The following is a 21,230-nucleotide window of genomic DNA, read 5'->3' as shown; positions in this document are numbered from 1 at the left end:
TAACTACTAGAGTTAAAAGAATATCTCCTAATTAGTAAACACCTCTTATATGTTTATGAACCTTGTCATTATAAAACTGCTTTAAATCTTGCATTAGTTGTGCTGAAAGCTGTGGTAAGCTACTTGAATTTGCATTTTGAAATACATGACTTGTTGAGCTAGCTCCAGGAATAATAGTTGTTACTTCTTTATGATCTAAAATCCATCTAAGCGATAGTTCTGTTAGCGACATACCCTCTGGACAAAAACTTTTTAATTCGTTAGACAATGCAACACCAGTTTCAAAAGGCAAACCGGCAAATGTTTCACCTACGTTAAAGGCTTCTCCGTTTTTATTGTAATTTCTATGATCGTTTTCGGGGAATTGTGTGGTTTTATTAAACTTACCGCTAAGTAAACCGCTTGCTAATGGTAAACGAACAATAATACCAACCCCTTTTTCTGAGGCTTTTGGCAATAATTGCTTAACTAATTTTTGTCTAAAAATGTTAAAAATTACTTGTAATGATTGTAGTTCGTCTTTTTCTAGACAAATAAGACCTTGTTCTACACTTTCAACACTTGCACCAAAATGGGCTATTTTGCCTTCTTGTTTTAATGCTCTTAACCAATCAAAAATTGAATCTTCTTTAAGCACTTTGGTTGGTATACAATGTAACTGTAATAAATCAATACAGTCAACTCTTAAACGCTTTAAAGAGTTTTCAACAGCGTTTCTTAATGTTTTTTCAGTGTAGTTATTGGGAAAAACGTCTGCAGTTCGTCCAAACTTAGTAGCTACTTTTATAGTATGAGAAGATGATTGAAGAAAATCACCAATAAATGTTTCACTTCGTCCATCGCCATATACATCGGCAGTATCAAAAAAATTAATGCCATTATTTACAGCTTCATCTAGAATGTTAAACGCTTTGCTTTTATCTATTTCATTGCCCCAATCTGCTCCTAATTGCCAGCAACCTAAACCTACTTCACTTATATTTAATCCTTTTTTGCCTAATTCTCTTTGCCTCATAGTGAGTTTTTGTTTTTGCTAATTTAAGGATTCAAAAAATAATCATAAAATTAGATGTACCTTTGCGCTTTATAATTAGAAGGGGATAAAATGCATCATGTTTTGTTATCTCATAAACCCAATAAAGGGGCTTCATAAAAACAATATATGTCATTTCAATCTTTAGGCTTATCTGAAGCCTTATTAAAAGCAGTTAGCAAAAAAGGATACACAACCCCAAGTCCAATTCAACAAAAAGCCATTCCTTCAGTATTAGAAGGAAAAGATGTATTAGCATCGGCACAAACAGGAACAGGTAAAACAGCAGGTTTTACATTACCATTGCTGCACATACTTTCTGAAAATCCGAAAGAAAAATATAGACCCATTCGTGCGTTAATTTTAACACCAACTCGAGAATTGGCAGCTCAGGTTTATGCTAATGTTAGGGAGTATAGTGAGTTCTTAAACTTGCGAAGTGCGGTAATATTTGGAGGTGTTAATCAAAAACCGCAAGTTGCAACAATTCGTCAAGGTGTTGATGTTTTAGTAGCAACCCCAGGGCGATTGTTAGATTTACAAAACCAAGGATTATTATCATTAAAGCGTATTGAAATTTTTGTTTTAGATGAAGCTGATAGAATGCTTGATATGGGCTTTTTAAGAGACATAGAAAAGGTGATAAAATCAATGCCCGAGAAACGTCAGAATTTGATGTTTTCGGCAACGTTTTCAAAAGATATTAAGAAGTTAGCACATGGAATTTTAAATCACCCAGTACAAGTTGAAGCTACTCCAGAGAATACAACTGTTGAAGCGATTACCCAAAAAGTATATAGAGTTGCAAAAGGATTAAAAACAGGTTTAATTATCAAATTGATTTCTGAAGGCAACTGGAAACAAGTTTTAGTATTTACCAGAACAAAACATGGCGCTAACAGGCTTTGTGAAAAAATGATTAAATCTGGTATAACCGCAGCTGCTATTCATGGAAATAAAAGTCAAGGTGCTAGAACAAAAGCTTTGTCTGGTTTTAAAAGTGGGCGTGTTCGTGTTTTAGTGGCAACTGATATTGCAGCAAGAGGTTTAGATATTCCCTTATTACCTCATGTTATCAATTTTGAATTGCCAAATATTTCTGAAGATTATGTACATAGAATTGGAAGAACGGGTAGAGCAGGAGCAAAAGGTGAAGCCTTATCTTTAGTAAGTGCTGATGAAACTAGTTTTTTAAGAGGCATTGAGAAGTTGATAGATATGAAGCTTCCAGTTCAAATTATTGAAGGTTTTGAGCCAGATCCAAATGCATCAACAGCACCTATTAAGCAAGGTCAAGGCCGAAATAGAAATTCTAGAAATTCAGGTAATTCTAATAGAAACTCTAATTCTAACAGAAATTCAAATTCTAATAGAAACAGTAACTCAAGACGACCAAAGCGTAGTAACGATAGACGTAAGTAGAATGCAAAAGATTTTAAAAGATAAAATTATAGAAGTTTGCAATGAAAAAATTGCGTTGAAAGGCGATAATGTTGGCGTGTCTTTCTATGCGTTTTTCAAAAACAAAAATGATAACCCAGAGTTATTAATGGAAGCTGCAACTTGGTGGATAGAAACTCATAAACTAGACCATTTTGAAAAAGCAGTAAAAATTAAAAGTCTAGTTGAAAACTTATAATGGAATCTCAACCAAATAATCCTTTACACGGTATAAAGTTAGAGCAAATAATTAACGATTTAGTTGCTTATTATGGCTGGGAATACATGGGTTATACTATAAAAATTAAATGTTTTACAGATAATCCATCAGTAAAGTCAAGCTTGAAATTTTTGCGACGAACGCCTTGGGCAAGAACTAAGGTTGAGAATATGTATTTGAAAATGATGAAAAATAAAAAGTAGAATTTATAGAAATAAAAAGGAGCATGAAGTTTTAAGCTTGCTCCCAAATTTTTTGTATTGTTTTTAAATCTTTTGAAATAGCATTATAAATATCTTTTTTATCAATAGTTGGTGTTTTGCTACCTTTTTCCGCACCACCTAAATCATATTCACAATGTAAGGAAACGGGTACGTTTATTTTATGTTTTTTCAAAAGTTTAAAATAACTATCAAAATCCACCATGCCTTCACCAATTGGAACATGTATAGGTTTCCACACGCCATTTACTTGTCCCCATTTAAAGTCTTTCAATACAATAGTTTTAATATTATCTTTTATTAATTTTATGCCATTAGTCCATGATTGACCGCCTTCAACAACTGCATGTCGTATATCGTATTGTGCACCAAAGGTGTCTAAATTAGCGAATTCTAATAGTGTTTTTATTTCCCATATTGAGGCTCCAATCTTTGTGCCTGCATGATTTTGATAACAACCTACTAAGCCATGTGCTTTATTAAAATGACTCAAGTCTTTAATTACAGATTGATAGTCTTTTAAACTATCTGTCATTGATTTGTTTTTTGAGTAATTAAACCAATTTGTTCTATAATATTTTATGCCACATTCCGAAGCTGCTTTAAGCACATTAATATCATTAGCATTATTAACGGCTGTAGTCATCATTATACAATTCGCACCACTTTGTTTAATGTCTTCTATGGCTTTTGGTAAAATATCAATAACCTGTTCTGGTAGAACATGCCCTTTTGGCCTAACAGTTAAATCTACACCATTAAAACCCATTTCTACGGTGCGTTGGCCTAACTCTTTAAAATCTAAAAACTGAAGATGTTTGGAGAATATATTGATATTAAGCTTATCTGAATATTTTTCAGTTTCAAAAAAGTTACTTGGAATCGTTGCTAATGGAATTGCTCCTATGGCTAATGCTGATTTTTTAGTGAATGCTCTTCTTGAAATTGATTTCATAAGCTTTGTTTTTTTAAGGTGTCAACTAAATTAATGATTTTTAAGATGTTTAATACCCTCGTAAATAGTAATACTTACTGCGTTGGCTAAATTTAGACTTCTTATATGTTCGCTATACAATGGAATTTTAAAGAGTTGTTTGTTATGTTTTTTAATAAGCGGTTTTGGTAATCCGACAGATTCTTTACCAAAAATTAAAAACATATCGTCCTCAAAAGGAATATCCCAATGATTTTTGTTACCGTGACTAGATAAAAAAGCCATGGTTTTATCATGGTTAATTGAAAAGAATTCATCAATATTCTCATAATAAGTAATTGATAAATGTTGCCAATAGTCAAGTCCAGCTCGCTTTAATCGTGCGTCAGTAATTTCGAACCCAAAAGGTTTAACTAAGTGTAAATGAGAACCAGATGCTAAAGCTAAACGCCCAATATTACCCGTGTTATTAGGTATTTCTGGTTCTATTAAAACGATATTAAGAGGCATTTTTTTTAAATAGTTTTATGATGATTAAGCAAATTAATAGAACAAAAGGAAAGCCGTGCATTACAAGATCAAACCAATCTTGAATTTGCATACCTTTTGCGCCGCCCCAAACCCATTTTAATTTACCCCAAACATGTGGCTCTGGAAAAAATGGAGCCAAACCCAGAGTAAGACAGAGTAATATAACGATTTTAAGATCTTTGAGTATTTTTAGCATAATTTTTTAACAAACAACTTATAGGCTTCTTGCTCGCACTTGATTTTAATTTTAAATAAATACTAGTGGATTAATTTAATATCCCGTTGGTAAATTTATCAATAGTATTAACACCTTCATGAGTCACATGTTTTACAAATGCACTACCAATAATCGCACCTTTGGCATACTGTGTGGCTTGAGTAAACGTTTCATTATTACTAATACCGAATCCAATAACTTGAGGGTTGTTTAGGTTCATTTTTGCAATGCGCTTAAAATAATTTGTTTGCTCATCTCCAAACCCAGATTGAGCTCCAGTTGTACTCGCGCTACTCACCATATAAATAAACCCATTAGATATAGAATCAATATAACGTATACGCTCATCGCTAGTTTGTGGTGTAATCAAGAATACATTTGTTAATCCGTATTTCTCGAAAATAGCTTGATATTCTTCATGATAAACATCAACAGGTAAATCAGGAATAATTAAACCATCAATTCCTATTTCTTGACATTTTTTACAAAAAGCCTCCATGCCATATTGAAACATTGGGTTAAAATATCCCATTATAATTAAAGGGATATTTACCGTTTTTCTAATGTCTTTTAATTGATTAAAAAGTACTTTGGTAGTCATACCGTTTTTTAAAGCAGCGGTAGAACTTGCTTGAATAGTTGGGCCATCGGCCAATGGGTCACTAAAAGGCAACCCAATTTCTATCATATCAACCCCATTTTTCTCTAAATTTTGAATGGTGGTTACGGTATCGTTAATGTTTGGATAACCTGCCGTAAAATATATAGACAATAATTTTTTGTCTTCTTGTAATTTTTGGTTTATTCTGTTCATTTTTACTTTGTTTTGTTATCCTTAAATTGATTCAGGATCTCATCTTAATATTTATGTTCATTTTGCCTTGATGCAAAACGAACCAAAAAATCAAGTCCAAGCTGAGGAATTTTTTATCCCGATAAAAATCCGGATGAAAACCGATTTGAAAACTCCGCATCGAACTTTGTTCTCCTGTTCTCGGAGCTTTTCTTAATCTATTCTGGACCTTGGCGTTCAATTCTACGAATTGATTTAGGTGTTGACTTTTTACTAATTTTGTTTATATATAATTTACTAAATTCTAAACTTTAACGTATTTGCGTTAGGGATTGAGCGATTGTTGGAGCTCCTCTTTTTGAGAGCGACTCGTGAAAGCCCGACCCTTGTGGTAACGCCCTAAAACTAAATCTTAAAATATTCAATATAGTTCTGTAAATCTTTATCACCACGACCAGATAAACTCACTACAACAACATCGTCTGGATTAAAGGTTCTCTGTTCGAAAATGGCTAAAGCGTGCGAGCTTTCTATAGCCGGAATAATACCTTCTAGTTTACAAAGCTCTAAACCAGCATTCATAGCATCATTATCGGTAATAGCCATAAACTCTGCGCGACCTGTTTTTGCTAAATGAGCATGCATAGGGCCAACACCAGGATAATCTAAGCCTGCCGAAATAGAGTAAGGTTCTGTAATCTGTCCGTCTTTAGTTTGCATTAACAAGGTTTTACAACCGTGAATTATGCCTTCTTTTCCTAAAACAGATGTTGCTGCACTTTCACCGGAATCTACACCTAAACCTGCAGCTTCAACAGCAATTATCTTAACATCTTCTTCGTGTAAATAGTGGTAATATGTTCCTGCTGCATTACTTCCGCCACCAATACAAGCTACTACGTAATCTGGATTTTCACGTCCTTCTTGTTCTTTTAATTGCCATTTAATTTCTTCTGAAATAACAGATTGAAAACGCGTTACCATATCTGGATATGGATGCGGACCAATAGCCGAACCAATAATATAATGCGTGTCTACAGGGTTATTAATCCAATCTCTAATGGCTTCGTTAGTAGCATCTTTTAAAGTACGACTTCCAGATAATGCTGGAATAACTTTTGCGCCTAACATTTTCATACGGGCAACGTTTGGCGCTTGACGAGCAATGTCAATTTCGCCCATGTAAACAATACATTCTAGCCCCATTAAAGCACAAACTGTTGCTGTTGCAACACCATGTTGTCCTGCTCCAGTTTCGGCTATTATACGATGTTTTCCAAGGCGTTTTGCCATTAAAATTTGACCAATAGTGTTATTGATTTTATGCGCTCCTGTATGATTTAAATCTTCTCGTTTTAAATATACTTTTGTGTTATATTTTTCTGAAAGACGTTTAGCAAAATAGAGTGGAGATGGGCGACCAACATAATCTTTTAAAAGTTTGTCGAACTCCTTGATAAAATCGGGTTCGGCCATAACTTTTAAATAGTTTTGGCGTAACTCTTCTACATTTGGGTATAGCATTTCAGGTATGAATGCACCACCAAATTCGCCATAATATCCTTTTTCATTTACGTTATAATTCATGGTTTCTTTATCATTCAATTTATTTATGAATTCTCTTAAAATGGATTTATCTTTAAGTCCCGGTTCTTTTTCAAATTTACTGTTTACATCTAAAGCGTAGCAATATTTTGAAGCTTCACTTTCTTTAAACGCTTTTATGTCTTCAGCTTGATCTAAACCAATGCCACCGCTTAAAAAGAAAGGTTTGGTAGAAGGATAGTCGTTTAGCAAACTCCAATCGAATCTATATCCGTTTCCTCCAGGAAGTTTTCCTTTGGTATCAAATAAAAAATAATCGCAAACATTTTCATAAGCCTCTAAAACATCAAAGTTAAATTCGTCTTTAATAGAAAATACTTTTATTATTTCTACAGGGTTATTAAACAATTTAGTAGTGCTAAGAATACTACAGTAATAAGGCGCTTCTTCACCATGTAACTGAATAACATCTAGTTTAAATTCATTTACTTTTTCTATGACTGTACTCGCTTCTTCATTAACAAAAACGCCTACTTTTTTGATTGAATCTGGTAATTCAGGGATCTTAGTATCAAAGTGTCTAGGGGTTTTTTTATAAAATATAAAACCAAGATAATCAGGATGCAATGAAGCAACTTGTTTCATATTATCTTCATATTTCATTCCGCAAACTTTTAGTTTCATGCGTTCTTTTTTTATTGTTTTTTAATTGTCACATGCGACATTCATAAAATACTTTCGATTCATATAAAAACTTAGTTATGAATGTTTCATGCCTCTAAAGTTTTAATAAATTCTGTTGCACTCGCTCCAGGGTTATCTGTTTTCATAAAGTTTTCACCTATTAAAAAACCTTGATATCCGTAAGGTTGTAATTCTTTTATAGCTTCAATATTACTAATGCCACTTTCTGATACTTTTACAAAGTCATCGGGAATATTATTACTCAAGCTTTTACTTGTTTCTAGACTAACTTCGAATGTTTTTAAGTTTCGGTTATTTACTCCTAGCATGTCTAAACTTGGCATTACAGCTTTATGAAGCTCTTCTTCGTTATGCACTTCTAAGAGCACATCTAAATTTAGACTTTTTGCAAACTCTGAAAATTGTTTTATTTCGTCTCTAGAAAGAATAGCTGCGATTAATAAAATAACATCTGCTCCGTAGGCTTTGGCTTCTAATAATTGGTACTCATCTACGATGAATTCTTTTCTTAATAATGGTAAATTACAACTTGCTCTTGCAGTAAGTAAATCGTCAAGAGAGCCGCCGAAATATTTTCCATCGGTTAAAACCGACATGCCACAAACTCCTGCATTTTCATATCCTTTTGCTACATCTTGAACGTTTAAAGTATTATTGATTACAGATTTTGAAGGCGAACGACGCTTGTGCTCTGCAATAATTCCAGATTTACTGTTTCGTAAATTATTAGCTAATGAAACGGTTTGTCTATCGAATAAAACAGATTGTTCTAATTGAGAAACGGGTATTAAACTTTTACGAAGTTCTACTTCTTTGCGTTTGTCTAATGTTATTTTGTCTAGTATATTCATGTTTCAGTCTTCAGTCTTCAGTCTTCAGTCTTCAGTCAGCAGAATGACTGCCTACTGTAAACTGCTTACTGCCTATTTTTTATCTACTTAACTCAATCAATTTGTCTAAACTCGTTTTTGCTTTTCCTGAAAATAACGATTCTTTGGCTATTTCAAAACCTTCTTGATGTGAAATTTGTTTCGCTGTTGCAATTGCTAATCCTGCATTTGCACAAACTACATTGTTTTGCGCTTCAGTTCCTTTTCCGCTAATAATGTCAACAAAAATGTTGGCAGCTTCTTTTACAGTATCTCCTCCAAAAATGTCTTCTTGTTTGACTTTTGAAACGCCTAAATCTTGAGGTGAAAAAAGGGTTTCGGAATGATTAGAAATAATTTTGGCTTTTCCAGTTAATGAAATCTCATCGTAACCATCTAAAGCATAAACAATATTATAATTGCTATCTGAATTTTGATGTAAGAAGCTGTATAGCCTTAAAACTTCTAAGTTAAAAACACCAAGTACATGGTTTTTAGGAAACGATGGATTAACCAAAGGACCTAGCATATTAAAAAACGTTTTTACACCTAATTCTTTTCGAATAGGTGCTACATTTTTCATGGCTGGATGGAATAATGGTGCGTGTAATATGCATATTCCAGCTTGGTCCAAACACCGTTTTAAAAAATCTTCATTGTTTGAGAACTTTACACCTAAATGTTCCATAACATTTGACGAACCAGATGTTGAGGATACACCATAGTTTCCATGTTTTGAAACGTGTACCCCGGCACCAGCTGTTATAAAAGATGATAGCGTAGAGATATTGAAGGTGTTTTTACCATCACCGCCAGTTCCTACGATATCAATGGCATTAAAATCGCTTAAATCAATAGAAATACATAGTTCTAAAAGGGCATCTCTAAAGCCTTTTAGTTCTTCTATAGTTATACTACGCATCATGAAAACAGACAGAAAGCAAGTTATCTGACTTGGGTTATACATATTGTTAGATATGTTAACGATAACCTGTTTTGCCTCTTCTGTTGAGATGGTTTCGTGATTTATTAATCTGTTAAGAATGTTTTTCATTTTACTATTGGCTAATTGTTAACCCAATTTTCTAATATTTTTTTTCCATCTGGTGTTAAAACCGATTCTGGGTGGTATTGTACACCTCTTACGTCATACATTTTATGTCTTAAAGACATGACCTGTCCGTTAGCATCGAAAGACGTCGCTTCTAAACTTTCTGATAATTCCGGATTTACAACCCATGAATGGTAGCGTCCAACTTCAATGTTTTTATCTAAATCATTAAAAATATATTCGTCATCTACACTAATTGTAACATTAGTAGCAACACCATGATAAACCTCTTCTAAATTTATAAGTGAACCTCCAAAAACTTCTCCTATTGCTTGTTGACCTAGACATACCCCTAAAATACTTTTTGTAGGTGCATATTTTTCAATAATAGGTTTTAATAAGCCTGCTTCATCTGGAATTCCTGGACCTGGTGATAATACAATTTTATCAAAAGGTTCAACATCTTCTAAAGCTAATTTATCGTTTCTTACTACTGTTACATCACAGTTTAAATCTTCTAAATAATGCACAAGATTGTATGTGAAACTGTCGTAATTATCTATAACTAATACTTTTTTCATAAGCCCCTCTTAATCTCCCCAGAGGGGAGAAACTGTTTGTGTTAAACTTTTATTTTATTTCTTTTCCCCATTATTTTTACTCATACAATCTTAACCTTTTGATTAAGAGTAGAGTTCCTCCCCTTTTGGGGAGGTTAGGTGGGGCTTTTTTTTTAAATATCTTCTGCTAATTTAATAGCTTTAGTTAACGCTCCTAATTTATTGTAAACTTCTTGTAACTCATTTTCTTGATTCGATTTTGAAACCAATCCTGCACCAGCTTGCCAGTTTAGTTTGTAGTCTTTGCTTAAAAAAGTACGAATCATTATAGCGTGATTAAAATTACCATCAAAATCCATAAAGCCAATAGCACCACCATAAAAGGCTCTACTTGTTTTCTCATATTGCTCTATCAATTGCATGGCTCTATGTTTCGGAGCACCACTTAGTGTTCCAGCAGGAAACGTATCAGCAACTACTTGCATGGTCGAGGTTGTATTATGTTTTTGCCCAGTTACCTTACTCACTAAATGAATAACATGAGAGAAAAACTGAACCTCACGATAGGTAACCACTTTAACATCGCTTCCGTGTCGACTTAAATCGTTTCTGGCTAAATCGACAAGCATAACATGTTCGGCATTTTCTTTGTCGTCTTTTTTTAGTTTTTCTGCTAAAACTTCATCTTGTTGCTCGTCTCCAGTTCTTTTAAAAGTTCCAGCAATTGGGTGGATTTCTGCTAAGCCATCGTCAACAATAAGTTGTGCTTCTGGCGAGCTACCAAATATTTTAAAATCGCCATAGTCAAAATAGAATAGGTAAGGTGATGGGTTAATACTTCTCAAGGCTCGGTAGATATTAAAATCGTCACCAGTAAATTCTTGAGAAAAACGTCTTGATAATACTAATTGAAAAACATCGCCTCGTTGGCAATGTTTTCTAGCTACTTCAACATGTTCTCTAAACTCATCATCAGTTAAATTAGATTTAATGTCTCCTTTTGCATTAAACTTATATGATGCGAAATTTTGAACATTAATTAGTTTATCAATGGCATCAATATTATTTGGCGTGTTTTCATAACAATGCGCAAAAATATAGGCTTCATTCTTAAAGTGGTTAATAGCTATGATGTTTTGATATACTGCATAGTACATATCTGGTATTACTACAGAATCATCCTTTTTGCTAATTTCTACATCTTCAAAATATCTTACGGCATCATAGGCAGTATAACCAAAAATACCGTTGTTAATGAACTTGAAATTTTCTTCAGAATTAGTGTTAAAACGTTTCGTGAATTTGTGAATTTCGTCAGCAACATTAACATCTTTTGTTATTTCTAAAGACGTGGTACTTCCATCAGGAAATGTTTCGGAAATTATTTCATTTTCAACCTTAATTGTAGCAATTGGATTAAAACAGATATATGAGAAATTCTTATGACTTCTATGATAATCACCACTTTCTAATAAAATACTGTTCGGGTATTTATCTCGAATTTTATAATAAACAGATACGGGCGTAATGGTGTCTGTTAAAATTCTTTTATGATGTGTATAAAGGCTGTATGTCTTCATTTAATTTATTTTATTTTTCTGAAATAGTTCAGAACAAAGAAAAAGGCTTGTCGTGAATGACAAGCCTTTTGAATATTTTAAGTTTTAAATATACTAGGGTTTTACTTCACGAAGATTAGTTTCGAAAGCACCACCACCAAGTATTATTTAAAAAAGTGTTCATTTTTTTGTTTTAATTGGTTCAAATATAGAAATGAAAATAGTTATACACAAAACTTTGAAACATTTTTTACATAAAAGTTTGTTAAACTGTAAGAAATGCAAAGAAGTATTAATTAATTTTATGCTTATGAAGCTAAATGTATTAATTGTTGTCATTCTTTTAATGACAGGTTGCAAAGAAAATAAAAAATCAACCGAGGTTATTAAAGAAACCGTAGAAGAATTTGCTAAAAATGAAGCTAATACAAGTGATTTTGATCTTGAAATTTATGATTACGAAGGTTTTGAGAAGTTTTTAAATAAAAAAGACGATAAAATTTATGTGATTAATTTTTGGGCTACTTGGTGTGCGCCATGTGTAAAAGAGCTTCCATATTTTGAAAAGATGAATGCTGAATACCATAATAAAAATGTTGAAGTGATTTTGGTAAGTTTAGATTTCCCTCATTTATATGATAAGAAACTGAAACCTTTTATAAGAGAAAACAAACTAGCATCGAAAGTAATTGTTTTAGATGATGCAGATATGAATACTTGGATACCTAAAGTAGATAAAAACTGGTCTGGGTCAATACCCGCAACCATAATATATAAGAATGATAAAAAAGCGTTTTATGAGCAGTCATTCAATTACGAAGAATTAGAAAAAGAAGTTAAACAATTTCTATAATGAAATTGTTTAACTTTAGATTCCTTCATTCGCGAGAATGATAATTTTAAAGACACCTCCAGAAATACTGGAGCAGAAATATATGAGTAAACAATTTTTAAATTAAAGACAATATGAAAAAGTTAATCAAATTAGTACCTGTTGCAATTCTTGTACTTTTAATTAGTGCTTTTGCCTTAAATGATACAACCCATAAAGGTTATGAAATCGGAGACGTTGCCGAAGATTTTTCTTTGAAAAACATTGACGGCAATATGGTGTCTTTAGCAGATTATAAAGATGCTAAAGGATTTATTGTAACATTTACATGTAATACTTGTCCGTTTGCAGTAATGTATGAAGATAGAGTACAAGCGTTAAATGAAAAATATGCAGAAAAAGGTTACCCTGTAATTGCTATTATGCCAAATAACACGGATGTTAAGCCTGGAGATGCCTTGCCAGAAATGAAAAAGAGAGCCGAGGAGAAAGGGTTTACTTTTCCTTATTTAATGGATGAAGGACAAAAAGTGTATCCTAAATTTGGAGCAACTAAAACGCCTCATGTTTATATACTTGAAAAGACAAAAAAAGGCAATGTTGTAAAGTATATTGGAGCTATTGATGATAATCATAAAGATGCATCTGCAGTAAAAGTTAAGTTTGTAGAAAATGCTGTTGATGCTTTATTAAAAGGCAAAGAAGTAGAGCAAAAAGAAACAAAAGCAATAGGTTGTTCTATTAAAGTGTAAAAAGGGCAAGAAATTTGCTAGATAGAATCCGAAGATGTAATACTTCGGATTTTTTTTCGTCTATAGTTTTAGAAGTATTAATTTTGTAGAACACGAATATTTAAAAATAATATGGAAGATTTAACACAAGAGGAATGGGTAGAGCAGTTAGCTAAAGATGATAACGCTGTTATACTAGATGTAAGAACTGATGCCGAAGTTGCAGAAGGAATTATTGAAAATGCCATTCATATAGATATATATAAGGGGCAGGAATTCATTAATGATATTGAAGATCTTGATAAAAGTAAAAACTATTATGTGTATTGTCGTTCTGGAAATAGAAGCGGACAAGCATGTAATATTATGGAACAACTTGGTTTTGAAAACGCTTTTAATCTTGAAGGTGGTATGTTAGAGTGGACTGGAGATGTTGTTGATTTAAAATAATAAAATATATGAGTCGATTATATTTTATTATCTGTTTTGTATTAACTGTTTTTATAGCAAGTTGCCAGTCAGATTTACGAGGTGATGCTGTAGAATTAAACCCACAAGTATTCAAAGATTCTTTAAGTAAAGCAGGTGTTCAGGTGGTTGATGTTAGGACGCTTAAAGAGTTTCAAAGCGGGCATATTAAAAATGCATTACATATTGATTATTCTTCGGAAAAGTTTGCTAATAACCTTGGGGTGTTAGATACTGAAAAACCTGTTTATATTTATTGTCGTTCTGGAAGGCGAAGTTCTAAGAGTGTTTCTATTTTTAAAGGGTTAGGTTTCAAAGATGTATATGAATTGGAAGGCGGCGTAATAAATTGGAGAAAAGAAGGGTTTAATATTACTAAAAAATAATTATTTCAGTATTGTTCATTTAAGTCTTTTTTTATTACCGTTTTTACACTTTTATCTACTTTTTAAGTACTTTACCTTTTTTATTTTTTATACCGAAATAGTTTTGCTTTTTTTGTTAAATAGTTTGCCTTTGAGTTATCTAAATACTCAATAGAAAGGTTTACTTTTTTTAATTAATTAATAGCACTTTAAATTATTAATAATATGAATAACGGTATCATCATATTAGGCATTATTGGTCTTTTGTTTTTGAGTATCTATGGGTTTTCATATCTTTCTGTAGCTAGAGAGAAAATGAATCAAAAGAAACATCAACAAAAAGAACTAGAAAAATCAGAATTAAGACGTCAAGCTCGTATTAAAAATCAAGAATTAATTGATGAAAGAGTTAGACAGTTTAATAAGAGAAAAGAAGAGATACAGCATGAATTAATGTTGTTGAAAAAGATGAAAGAAAAACAAAAAGTAAGTTAGTTTTAACTTTCATTATTAAAAGCTCCTATAACTTTATGTTGTAGGAGCTTTTTTTATTTTAGATATTTATAGATTGCATCTAGTAGTTTTTTATCATCAAATGGTTTAGTTATTACACTATTAACTCCAGATTTTTTAAATAGTTTAATATCTTCTTTGTAAGCCCTTGTAGATAAAACAATAATGGGAGTTTTTTTGTATTCTTTAGATAGATTCCGAACAGAAGTAGCTAGATTAATTGCAGAAAAGCCTTGTATGGTATTTGCCAAAAGTATTAAATCTACATCTTGATCGATGATATTAGTAATTAACTCTTCACCTTTAGAAATTATATTTAAATAAAAATTATTTGTAGACGCTAAAGTTTTTAATATAGTAAGTTGTATTAACTCTGAGTCTTCAACTAATAATATATGATACTTTTTATCTAAATTAGGTGATTGTTTGTTTAGTAAATTGTTAGTTATACTTTGGCTTTCATCAGACAGTTTAAAACTAAGGTTACTAATAAATTTAGAGCCTTTGTTAACGTTGCTTTCAACATTAATAGTGCCTTTCATCTCAGAAATTAAAAATTTAACTATTGCTAGACCAAGACCATTACCATTATCAATTTGAGTATCTGTTTCTATTTTGTTAAACCTTTCAAAAATAGAGTCAATATTTTCTTCTGCAATTCCGCAACCAGTATCAGAAATTTCGATTCGGATACTTGCTTTCTTTGCTCGAATATAATTAAGAGAAATATTGAAATTAATTGAGCCTTGAGTTGTAAAAGCTATAGCATTGTTTAAAAGGTTTGCTAAAATTTGTTTTAATCTATATTGGTCTCCTTTAATAAATTCAGGAAGTGTATTGTCAATATCAAAATTAAATTCTAATCCTTTTTTGGTCGCTATTAGCTTATAACCATCAATAACCTCTTTTATTAGATTTTTTAAATTGAAAACTTTTTCGGTTAAAATTAGCTTTCCAGATTCAATTTTTGAAATATCTAAAATATCCTCAATTCTATTTTTTAAATCCTTATTTGCAGACTGAATTATATCTAAGTAATTTTTTTGTTCAGAGCTTAAGTCGCTATTAATTAGTAAATTACTAAATATTATTGAAGCTGTAATAGGGTTTCTTAATTGATGACTAAAATTAGCTATAAAGTCGTTTTTGAATGTTTCTTTTTCTAGTAAATATTCGTTCTTTAGTACCAGTATCTGAGAATTTATTATAGACTCATTTCTAGTTTGAGCAGTAAGTTGGTAATTGTTATAGTGTTTTGTTAAATTCTCAATAATTATAAGGTTCTCATTATTTTCTTGAGAATGTATTGCAATATCAACAACTAACAGATTGTCTTCTAAATCTAAGTTAACACAAGTAAAATCAAAAATTTCATTTTCAATTTGTAATAAGCCATCTAAAATCTCGAAAAAAGGATGTACACTTTGTAGATTACTACTAGATTTTATAGTGAAAATAGAATCATCAGACTCTATAATGTTTCCAGAATCATCAACTAAAATGTATTGAAAATTATTCTTGTAAAATTTCTTTTTATATGCTTCTAGCATGGCCTTTTAAATTAACTCTTTCGCTAATTTAGAAAAAAGTAATTCAACTCTACTACCAGTTTTAGCACTTACATAAAAATCGACATAAGGTTTAAAAACATCGTTGTAATCAGATAAATAGGCTTTATTTACTAAATCCATTTTGTTTCCCACTACTTTAATCGGTGTTTTTGGGAATTTTTCTTTTAAAAAGCTTACTTCGGCATCAAGATTTTTGAAGGTAACTGGCCTCGATAAATCAAACACATAAATAAATCCATTAGTTCCTAAAAGATAAGATGGTCTCGTATTTTTTATATCGTCTTGACCTTCTAAATCCCAAATAATAAGAGAAATTGATTCGTCTTCAGGAATTTCAATAGTTTTTTTTGAAATATGTACTCCTATGGTAACTTTATAATCTTCAGTAAAAGCATTTTCCACAAAGCGCCTAATAAGTGAGGTTTTGCCAACCCCAAAATGCCCAATTAAAACAATTTTTTTAGATATTGCCATTATTGATAAAATCTTCTAGTTTTTGAGTTAATAACGTTTTGTTTTTTAAGATGTTAACTACTTTTTGTTTTCGGGTAAAATCAAGAATTTTATCCTCTAATTTATCTTTAGAAATTACATTATAAGCACCAGATACAACTACGGCAAAATAAAAAGACGAGAAGTTCTGTAAATGAATATGAAAGTGATCGTATTCAATGTATTGCAAATTTTGGCTTTCTTCTATAAAAGCATCTTCAACAAAACTTTTTATGGCTGTTAACATTCCGGCAACCATATCTTCATCGGCCATTTTATTTTTCGAAAACTCTGCTAATAATAGGCCTGATCCTTTTTCAATAATAATAACTTGCTCAATAAGGGCGTTGTTTTGTTCTTGAATTATTAAATCAGATTCATTAACACCAGCGGCTTTAGATTTTGCTTTTCTAAAAAAGCGTTTAAAAGAAAACGTATTATTTACTTGGTTGTTTATTCTTTCAGAAAGTAATTTCATTTCATGCTGCACATAGCGTTTTATCATTTTTCCCATAATTGGAAAAAGAGCTTCTACAACAGCATCTTGAGAGTTTTTAATTTCTTCTTTTAAAGCTTCGGTAATAGTAGGGCCAAGCGTGTCTGGCATACTAGCAATAAATTCCTTTAATTTTTCATCAATAATAGGGTCAACTTTTACAGATAAGTTGTTCTTTTCATTAACGGTATTCTCAAGAATTTCGATTTTTTTTTGAATAGATGATGTAAACTCCCGCTCATCAGTAAGCAGAATATCTTTAATGATACTTAGTTTTTCATCCTGGTTCATTAGTGTAATCGGGTTTACTCACTAATTTTATTTCCTAATTTAATAAAAAGTTCGCTTAGTAATTTACGATTTACTTTTTTATCGTCAAGATTATCCAGCTTATCGTTTACAGAGCTTTCAAGATCAGTAATTCTAATATTTATATCTGTACTTAAAGTATCAATATTTTGTAAAAGCTCAGATTCAACAGTACTCATTAAATTCTTTAGCTCCTCTTTTTTAGCTAAAATATCCGCTTTTAAAGATTCAAATTCAGAATTATAAGCTTGAATGTTTTCGCCAAAAATAAGTTCCTTAATGGCATCAATTTTTGAATTTGCATTATTAGACTGGCCATTCAAATTTTCCTTAGTGATTTCTTTTACTTGTTCTTTCATATTAAGGGTTATTAGCAATAAAGACAAATGTAGTTTAAAAAATACAAAATTCAATAATTTTTGTGTTTTTTAGAATTAACCTGTATATTTAAAAATAAAGGAGTTATAAATAAAAAGAGAACAGTTTTCGAATAAATTGAAATACTATTCTCTTTTTTTTGTGGAGTCGGAGAGAATCGAACTCTCGTCCAAACAAGTAACCAAAGAGCTTTCTACACGTTTATTCCATTCTTGGGTTTTCGATTATAAGCTGGTTACAGACAACCCACTTATAACTTATCTTCTTAAGTTTCGTAAAAGCATCAAAGCGCTACTTAAACTATATTGACATTTACGATGCCTCAAAATGGAACGCCGTCAATCAAGGCTTTCCGGAGACATAAAGCTTGTACACCTTGTGTACCTAGGCTAATTCTACTATAATTCGAATTATGCAGCTAAAGCGTAGTTATTCTCGCCGTTTAAAAGTTGGTCTAGCCTTTAACGTGTTTCAATGCCATTACACGACGTGCTTACCGTTCAATTAATCTCGCTGTCAAAACCAGTCGACCCCGTTTTTATTAAACTGAAATAGTAAAATTTGTCACTTCGAGTATTCCGATTTTTTCCGGAATGTATCTAGAAGTGGGCGTTACCCTAAAAAGGGTCAGGCTTTCGGCAGTCGCTTTTTTTGAGAAAAACAAAAAAGAGCTTCAACAATGCCTCAATCCTTAACGCGGGCAGCAAAGGTATCAAAAAACTTTGTTTACCACTTCAAATCTATAGTTTTTAGTCAAAATTTATACCAAACCTAAACCATGTCAGTTCAATCGCTGTAAAATATTATAATTAATAACTCTTTATGTGTTAGAACTAATGGTTTTGGATCTAACAAAAGTAGAAACTTAAAATCACCCCAGAAATTCTCTTATTTACAGTAATATGTAGTTGGAAACTAATATTTTTGTAGTGCATTTAAGAATATAAAATTTTTTCAAGATTAAAACAGCATTAGTTACAGGAGCGGCATCTGGATTAGGTTATGAGTTATCACTTTTATTAGCTAAAGATGCTTATAAATTAATATTGGTAGATGTAAATGCCGAGAATTTAACTAAATGTAAATTGGAGTTAGAAACTAATTTTAATGCACAGGTTGTAACACTAGTTAAAGATTTAAGCCTTCCAAATGTTGCACAAGATATTATAGATGCTATTAATAATGTACCAATAGACATTTTAATAAATAATGCCGGTTTTGGTTTGTTTGGTACCTTCGCCGAAACCAATTGGGAGCGGGAATCTGCGATGTTAAATCTACACATCATTACAACAACCCATTTAACAAAATTAGTTTTAGATGGTATGGTTAAGCGTGGTTCGGGTAAAATATTAAATATGTCGTCATTAGCAGCCTTTCAACCAGGGCCTTTAATGTCTATTTATTATGCTTCTAAAGGTTACATGTTGTCATTTTCCGAAGCCATAGCCAACGAGCTAAAAGGAACTGGTGTAACGGTAACCGCTTTATGTCCAGGGCCAACAAAAACTTTGTTTCAAGAAACAGTATCAGAAAACACGTGTAGTAATAAAATTAAATTCAATATGGCTTGCCCAAAAGAAGTCGCACTTTATGGTTATAAAGCTATGCTAAAAGGTAAAACGTATGCCATTCCTGGTGGGTTTAATAAGTTTTTAGCCGCTTTACCTCGTTTTATGCCTAGAAATACTGCAACTTCTATTGTTAGAAAAATTCAAGCTAAGAACAGAGATCATTAAATTATAGATTTTGCTGTTTCGAAAATTGATTAAACATCCAAAACCCTAAAGTTAAAAAGGTACCAAAAAGTATAGTAAACAACCATGCTTCTTTATTAGCAAAGGGTTTAATGGCTATACTAAAAATGTCTATAAGCAAGTATTTTGGATTACTTAATAATTCCCAAGAATTATATCTTAAAAACCGACCTAAATACACGCCAAACCCAGATAGAAATAAGGTTGAAGTTATTAATGCGTTTACATACTTTTTAGCAATAAAATGGCTAAGTAACTTTTTCATGTCGGCTATAGATAAATAGAAAAGCATTAAGCCTGTAAAAGCAAAGGAAACGATAACCAAAATGTCTAACCATAACAAATGTGCTGTGCTTATTTTTAAATGTAATAAATCTGTAATTATATAAGGTGCGTTTGGTAAAAAAAGCAGCCACCCACAAAACCAAAATACCAAAGCAAATTTATTAAGTTTGGGTAGACTTACTAAATAGGTGGTTATGGCAAAAGGAATGGCTGCCAAAAACAAATTCCATACTAGAAATAAATAGAAAAAAGAGTATGTTAACTTCATTCTAATCATTAATAAAAAAATGCTAAATAGTATGGAAACGCTAACTAAAGCGAATGTTTTGAATCGGGACAAAAAGAGTTGTTTTATGTAATCCATAGTTTGTAAATTTTATATTCAAAAATTAAAACGGTAATAATGCCAAGAGTATAAGCAATTAAATCTGACACACTAAACGAACTTCCTAAAATGAGGTTAGCTAATTGGTTATTCTCCAAATTAAATAGTTCGAGGTAATTGGTAAGTTGTAAAAACTCTACAATAAAAGCTATAGCTAAAACTGCAATGGCAATTTTGAAGTGATGCCCAACAATAAAACTTTTAAAGAAGCAGTAAAGCAGAATAACGCATAAAAAATCGCCAACGGTATGCCTTATAAAACCAGTTTTAAGGTAGATGGCTATTAGTGCTTCTAGAGTAAATAGGATTAGGGTTAATGCTAAGTATATTTTGTTCAGCCTCATGATATTTCAATTTTTTCACCTAAAAACTTTGGTTTCACATTAAAAAGAAGATCGACAGATGCTTTAGTTCTAGCAAGATATTCTCTTAATGTTGTTTTAATACTGTAGCGTCTTGAAACGTTTTTTGCATTAAAAGCAACAGCTTCAATTTTATAATGCTTTGCTAAAAATAAAGCCCGTTCATTATGAAATTTTTGAGATATAATAGTGAGTTCTGTAAGTCCGAAAATTTCTTTAGCACGAACTACAGAATCTAAGGTTCTAAAACCTGCATAGTCTAAGACTATTTTGTTTTCTGGAACACCTTTTTGTATTAAATCGTTTTTAAAATCTGTGGGTTCATCATAATCCTTTTTGCTATTATCTCCACTTATTAAAATAAATTCAATTTTGCCAGCTTTATAGAGTTTATAAGCAGCTTCCAATCGATATTTGTAGTATAAATTTACATTTCCATGAGATGTAAATTTTCCTGCTCCCAACACAAGCCCAACTTTATTCGTTTTAATGGTGTTAACATCATCAAAAACATGGTTTTTAGCTTTGTGTGTTATTAAAAAGTCTATAAATAGAATAATAATAATTGCAATAATAAATAGCTTTGATAGTTTTCTTATATATTTCAT

General features: G+C 31.5%; 26 protein-coding genes, 1 other RNA gene and 1 pseudogene. 9 read left to right on the top strand and 19 right to left on the bottom strand.

Features of this window, described 5'->3' with window-relative positions:
- Positions 1–31 precede the first annotated feature (31 nt).
- Entirely contained in the window at positions 32–1,015 is a 984-nt protein-coding gene (locus SJY43_RS16315) for an aldo/keto reductase (protein ID WP_396601789.1), read from the bottom strand.
- A 147-nt stretch (positions 1,016–1,162) separates the two neighbouring features.
- Between SJY43_RS16315 and SJY43_RS16310 the strand changes: the two genes are divergently transcribed.
- From SJY43_RS16310 to SJY43_RS16300, 3 genes are read left to right on the top strand one after another with little or no spacing between them, the layout of a single operon-like run.
- Complete coding sequence (locus tag SJY43_RS16310) at positions 1,163–2,455, top strand: DEAD/DEAH box helicase (protein ID WP_396601788.1); 1,293 nt, start codon at positions 1,163–1,165, stop codon at positions 2,453–2,455.
- A gap of 1 nt (position 2,456) precedes the next feature.
- Positions 2,457–2,672 (top strand): DUF6500 family protein, encoded by a 216-nt coding sequence (locus tag SJY43_RS16305; protein ID WP_396601787.1) that lies wholly within the window; start codon positions 2,457–2,459, stop codon positions 2,670–2,672.
- Positions 2,672–2,896: a VF530 family DNA-binding protein gene (locus tag SJY43_RS16300; RefSeq protein WP_396601786.1), complete on the top strand. Its 225-nt coding sequence runs from the start codon at positions 2,672–2,674 to the stop codon at positions 2,894–2,896. The genes SJY43_RS16305 and SJY43_RS16300 overlap by 1 nt, the downstream gene beginning before the upstream one ends.
- A 31-nt stretch (positions 2,897–2,927) precedes the next feature.
- On the opposite strand, the gene SJY43_RS16295 is transcribed toward SJY43_RS16300, so the two are convergent.
- The 10 genes and pseudogenes from SJY43_RS16295 to SJY43_RS16250 form a co-directional block, all read right to left on the bottom strand.
- Entirely contained in the window at positions 2,928–3,869 is a 942-nt protein-coding gene (locus tag SJY43_RS16295; protein ID WP_396601785.1) for a sugar phosphate isomerase/epimerase family protein, read from the bottom strand.
- Positions 3,870–3,899: 30 nt separating this feature from the next.
- Positions 3,900–4,358: a tRNA (cytidine(34)-2'-O)-methyltransferase gene (locus SJY43_RS16290; protein ID WP_396601784.1), complete on the bottom strand. Its 459-nt coding sequence runs from the start codon at positions 4,356–4,358 to the stop codon at positions 3,900–3,902.
- Complete coding sequence (locus SJY43_RS16285; protein WP_396601783.1) at positions 4,348–4,575, bottom strand: hypothetical protein; 228 nt, start codon at positions 4,573–4,575, stop codon at positions 4,348–4,350. Before SJY43_RS16285 ends, SJY43_RS16290 begins: the two co-directional genes overlap by 11 nt.
- Before the next feature lie 70 nt (positions 4,576–4,645).
- Positions 4,646–5,410: a tryptophan synthase subunit alpha gene (trpA, locus tag SJY43_RS16280; RefSeq protein ID WP_396601782.1), complete on the bottom strand. Its 765-nt coding sequence runs from the start codon at positions 5,408–5,410 to the stop codon at positions 4,646–4,648.
- 384 nt (positions 5,411–5,794) lie between these two features.
- Entirely contained in the window at positions 5,795–6,976 is a 1,182-nt protein-coding gene (trpB, locus tag SJY43_RS16275; protein WP_396603427.1) for a tryptophan synthase subunit beta, read from the bottom strand.
- 33 nt (positions 6,977–7,009) lie between these two features.
- Positions 7,010–7,597: pseudogene (locus tag SJY43_RS16270) on the bottom strand (phosphoribosylanthranilate isomerase); the annotation flags it as partial.
- Between the two features lie 107 nt (positions 7,598–7,704).
- Entirely contained in the window at positions 7,705–8,490 is a 786-nt protein-coding gene (trpC, locus tag SJY43_RS16265; RefSeq protein ID WP_396601781.1) for an indole-3-glycerol phosphate synthase TrpC, read from the bottom strand.
- Between the two features lie 79 nt (positions 8,491–8,569).
- Positions 8,570–9,562 (bottom strand): anthranilate phosphoribosyltransferase, encoded by a 993-nt coding sequence (gene trpD / locus SJY43_RS16260; RefSeq protein ID WP_396601780.1) that lies wholly within the window; start codon positions 9,560–9,562, stop codon positions 8,570–8,572.
- Between the two features lie 11 nt (positions 9,563–9,573).
- The gene (locus tag SJY43_RS16255; protein ID WP_396601779.1) at positions 9,574–10,140 is read right to left on the bottom strand and encodes an anthranilate synthase component II; all 567 of its coding nucleotides are present in this window, start codon (positions 10,138–10,140) and stop codon (positions 9,574–9,576) included.
- Positions 10,141–10,292: 152 nt separating this feature from the next.
- Positions 10,293–11,699, bottom strand: coding sequence for an anthranilate synthase component I family protein (locus SJY43_RS16250; protein WP_396601778.1), 1,407 nt, complete (start codon positions 11,697–11,699; stop codon positions 10,293–10,295).
- 289 nt (positions 11,700–11,988) lie between these two features.
- On the opposite strand from SJY43_RS16250, the gene SJY43_RS16245 reads away from it, so the two are divergent.
- The 5 genes from SJY43_RS16245 (at position 11,989) to SJY43_RS16225 (ending at position 14,569) form a co-directional block, all read left to right on the top strand.
- A complete protein-coding gene (locus SJY43_RS16245) occupies positions 11,989–12,531 on the top strand; it encodes a TlpA family protein disulfide reductase (protein ID WP_396601777.1) in 543 nt (180 codons plus the stop codon).
- A 113-nt stretch (positions 12,532–12,644) separates the two neighbouring features.
- Positions 12,645–13,262 carry a thioredoxin family protein gene (locus SJY43_RS16240; protein ID WP_396601776.1) on the top strand — a complete coding sequence of 206 codons (618 nt, stop codon included), beginning with the start codon at positions 12,645–12,647 and terminating at the stop codon, positions 13,260–13,262.
- Between the two features lie 111 nt (positions 13,263–13,373).
- Positions 13,374–13,691 carry a rhodanese-like domain-containing protein gene (locus SJY43_RS16235; RefSeq protein WP_396601775.1) on the top strand — a complete coding sequence of 106 codons (318 nt, stop codon included), beginning with the start codon at positions 13,374–13,376 and terminating at the stop codon, positions 13,689–13,691.
- An 8-nt stretch (positions 13,692–13,699) separates the two neighbouring features.
- Complete coding sequence (locus SJY43_RS16230) at positions 13,700–14,095, top strand: rhodanese-like domain-containing protein (RefSeq protein WP_396601774.1); 396 nt, start codon at positions 13,700–13,702, stop codon at positions 14,093–14,095.
- Positions 14,096–14,299: 204 nt separating this feature from the next.
- Positions 14,300–14,569, top strand: a complete 270-nt coding sequence (locus SJY43_RS16225) for a hypothetical protein (protein ID WP_396601773.1) — start codon at positions 14,300–14,302, stop codon at positions 14,567–14,569.
- A 53-nt stretch (positions 14,570–14,622) separates the two neighbouring features.
- On the opposite strand, the gene SJY43_RS16220 is transcribed toward SJY43_RS16225, so the two are convergent.
- From SJY43_RS16220 to ssrA, 5 genes are all read right to left on the bottom strand, one after another.
- Positions 14,623–16,137 (bottom strand): hybrid sensor histidine kinase/response regulator, encoded by a 1,515-nt coding sequence (locus SJY43_RS16220; protein WP_396601772.1) that lies wholly within the window; start codon positions 16,135–16,137, stop codon positions 14,623–14,625.
- 6 nt (positions 16,138–16,143) lie between these two features.
- Positions 16,144–16,632 carry a Rab family GTPase gene (locus SJY43_RS16215; RefSeq protein WP_396601771.1) on the bottom strand — a complete coding sequence of 163 codons (489 nt, stop codon included), beginning with the start codon at positions 16,630–16,632 and terminating at the stop codon, positions 16,144–16,146.
- A complete protein-coding gene (locus SJY43_RS16210; RefSeq protein ID WP_396601770.1) occupies positions 16,619–17,437 on the bottom strand; it encodes a cell envelope biogenesis protein OmpA in 819 nt (272 codons plus the stop codon). The genes SJY43_RS16215 and SJY43_RS16210 overlap by 14 nt, the downstream gene beginning before the upstream one ends.
- 14 nt (positions 17,438–17,451) lie before the next feature.
- Positions 17,452–17,814 (bottom strand): fructose 1,6-bisphosphatase, encoded by a 363-nt coding sequence (locus SJY43_RS16205; RefSeq protein WP_396601769.1) that lies wholly within the window; start codon positions 17,812–17,814, stop codon positions 17,452–17,454.
- 158 nt (positions 17,815–17,972) lie between these two features.
- Positions 17,973–18,367: a transfer-messenger RNA gene (gene ssrA / locus SJY43_RS16200) on the bottom strand.
- A gap of 425 nt (positions 18,368–18,792) precedes the next feature.
- On the opposite strand from ssrA, the gene SJY43_RS16195 reads away from it, so the two are divergent.
- Positions 18,793–19,572, top strand: a complete 780-nt coding sequence (locus SJY43_RS16195) for an SDR family NAD(P)-dependent oxidoreductase (protein WP_396603426.1) — start codon at positions 18,793–18,795, stop codon at positions 19,570–19,572.
- 1 nt (position 19,573) lies between these two features.
- On the opposite strand, the gene SJY43_RS16190 is transcribed toward SJY43_RS16195, so the two are convergent.
- The 3 genes from SJY43_RS16190 to SJY43_RS16180 form a co-directional block, all read right to left on the bottom strand.
- Positions 19,574–20,143 carry a DUF1361 domain-containing protein gene (locus SJY43_RS16190; RefSeq protein WP_396601768.1) on the bottom strand — a complete coding sequence of 190 codons (570 nt, stop codon included), beginning with the start codon at positions 20,141–20,143 and terminating at the stop codon, positions 19,574–19,576.
- Between the two features lie 83 nt (positions 20,144–20,226).
- Entirely contained in the window at positions 20,227–20,604 is a 378-nt protein-coding gene (locus SJY43_RS16185; protein WP_396601767.1) for a DUF2809 domain-containing protein, read from the bottom strand.
- Positions 20,601–21,230, bottom strand: a complete 630-nt coding sequence (locus SJY43_RS16180) for a vancomycin high temperature exclusion protein (protein ID WP_396601766.1) — start codon at positions 21,228–21,230, stop codon at positions 20,601–20,603. Before SJY43_RS16180 ends, SJY43_RS16185 begins: the two co-directional genes overlap by 4 nt.

Source organism: Algibacter sp. R77976 (genome assembly GCF_044594645.1).
Classification (GTDB): domain Bacteria; phylum Bacteroidota; class Bacteroidia; order Flavobacteriales; family Flavobacteriaceae; genus Algibacter_B.
This window is presented reverse-complemented; position numbering and strand designations above follow the sequence as displayed.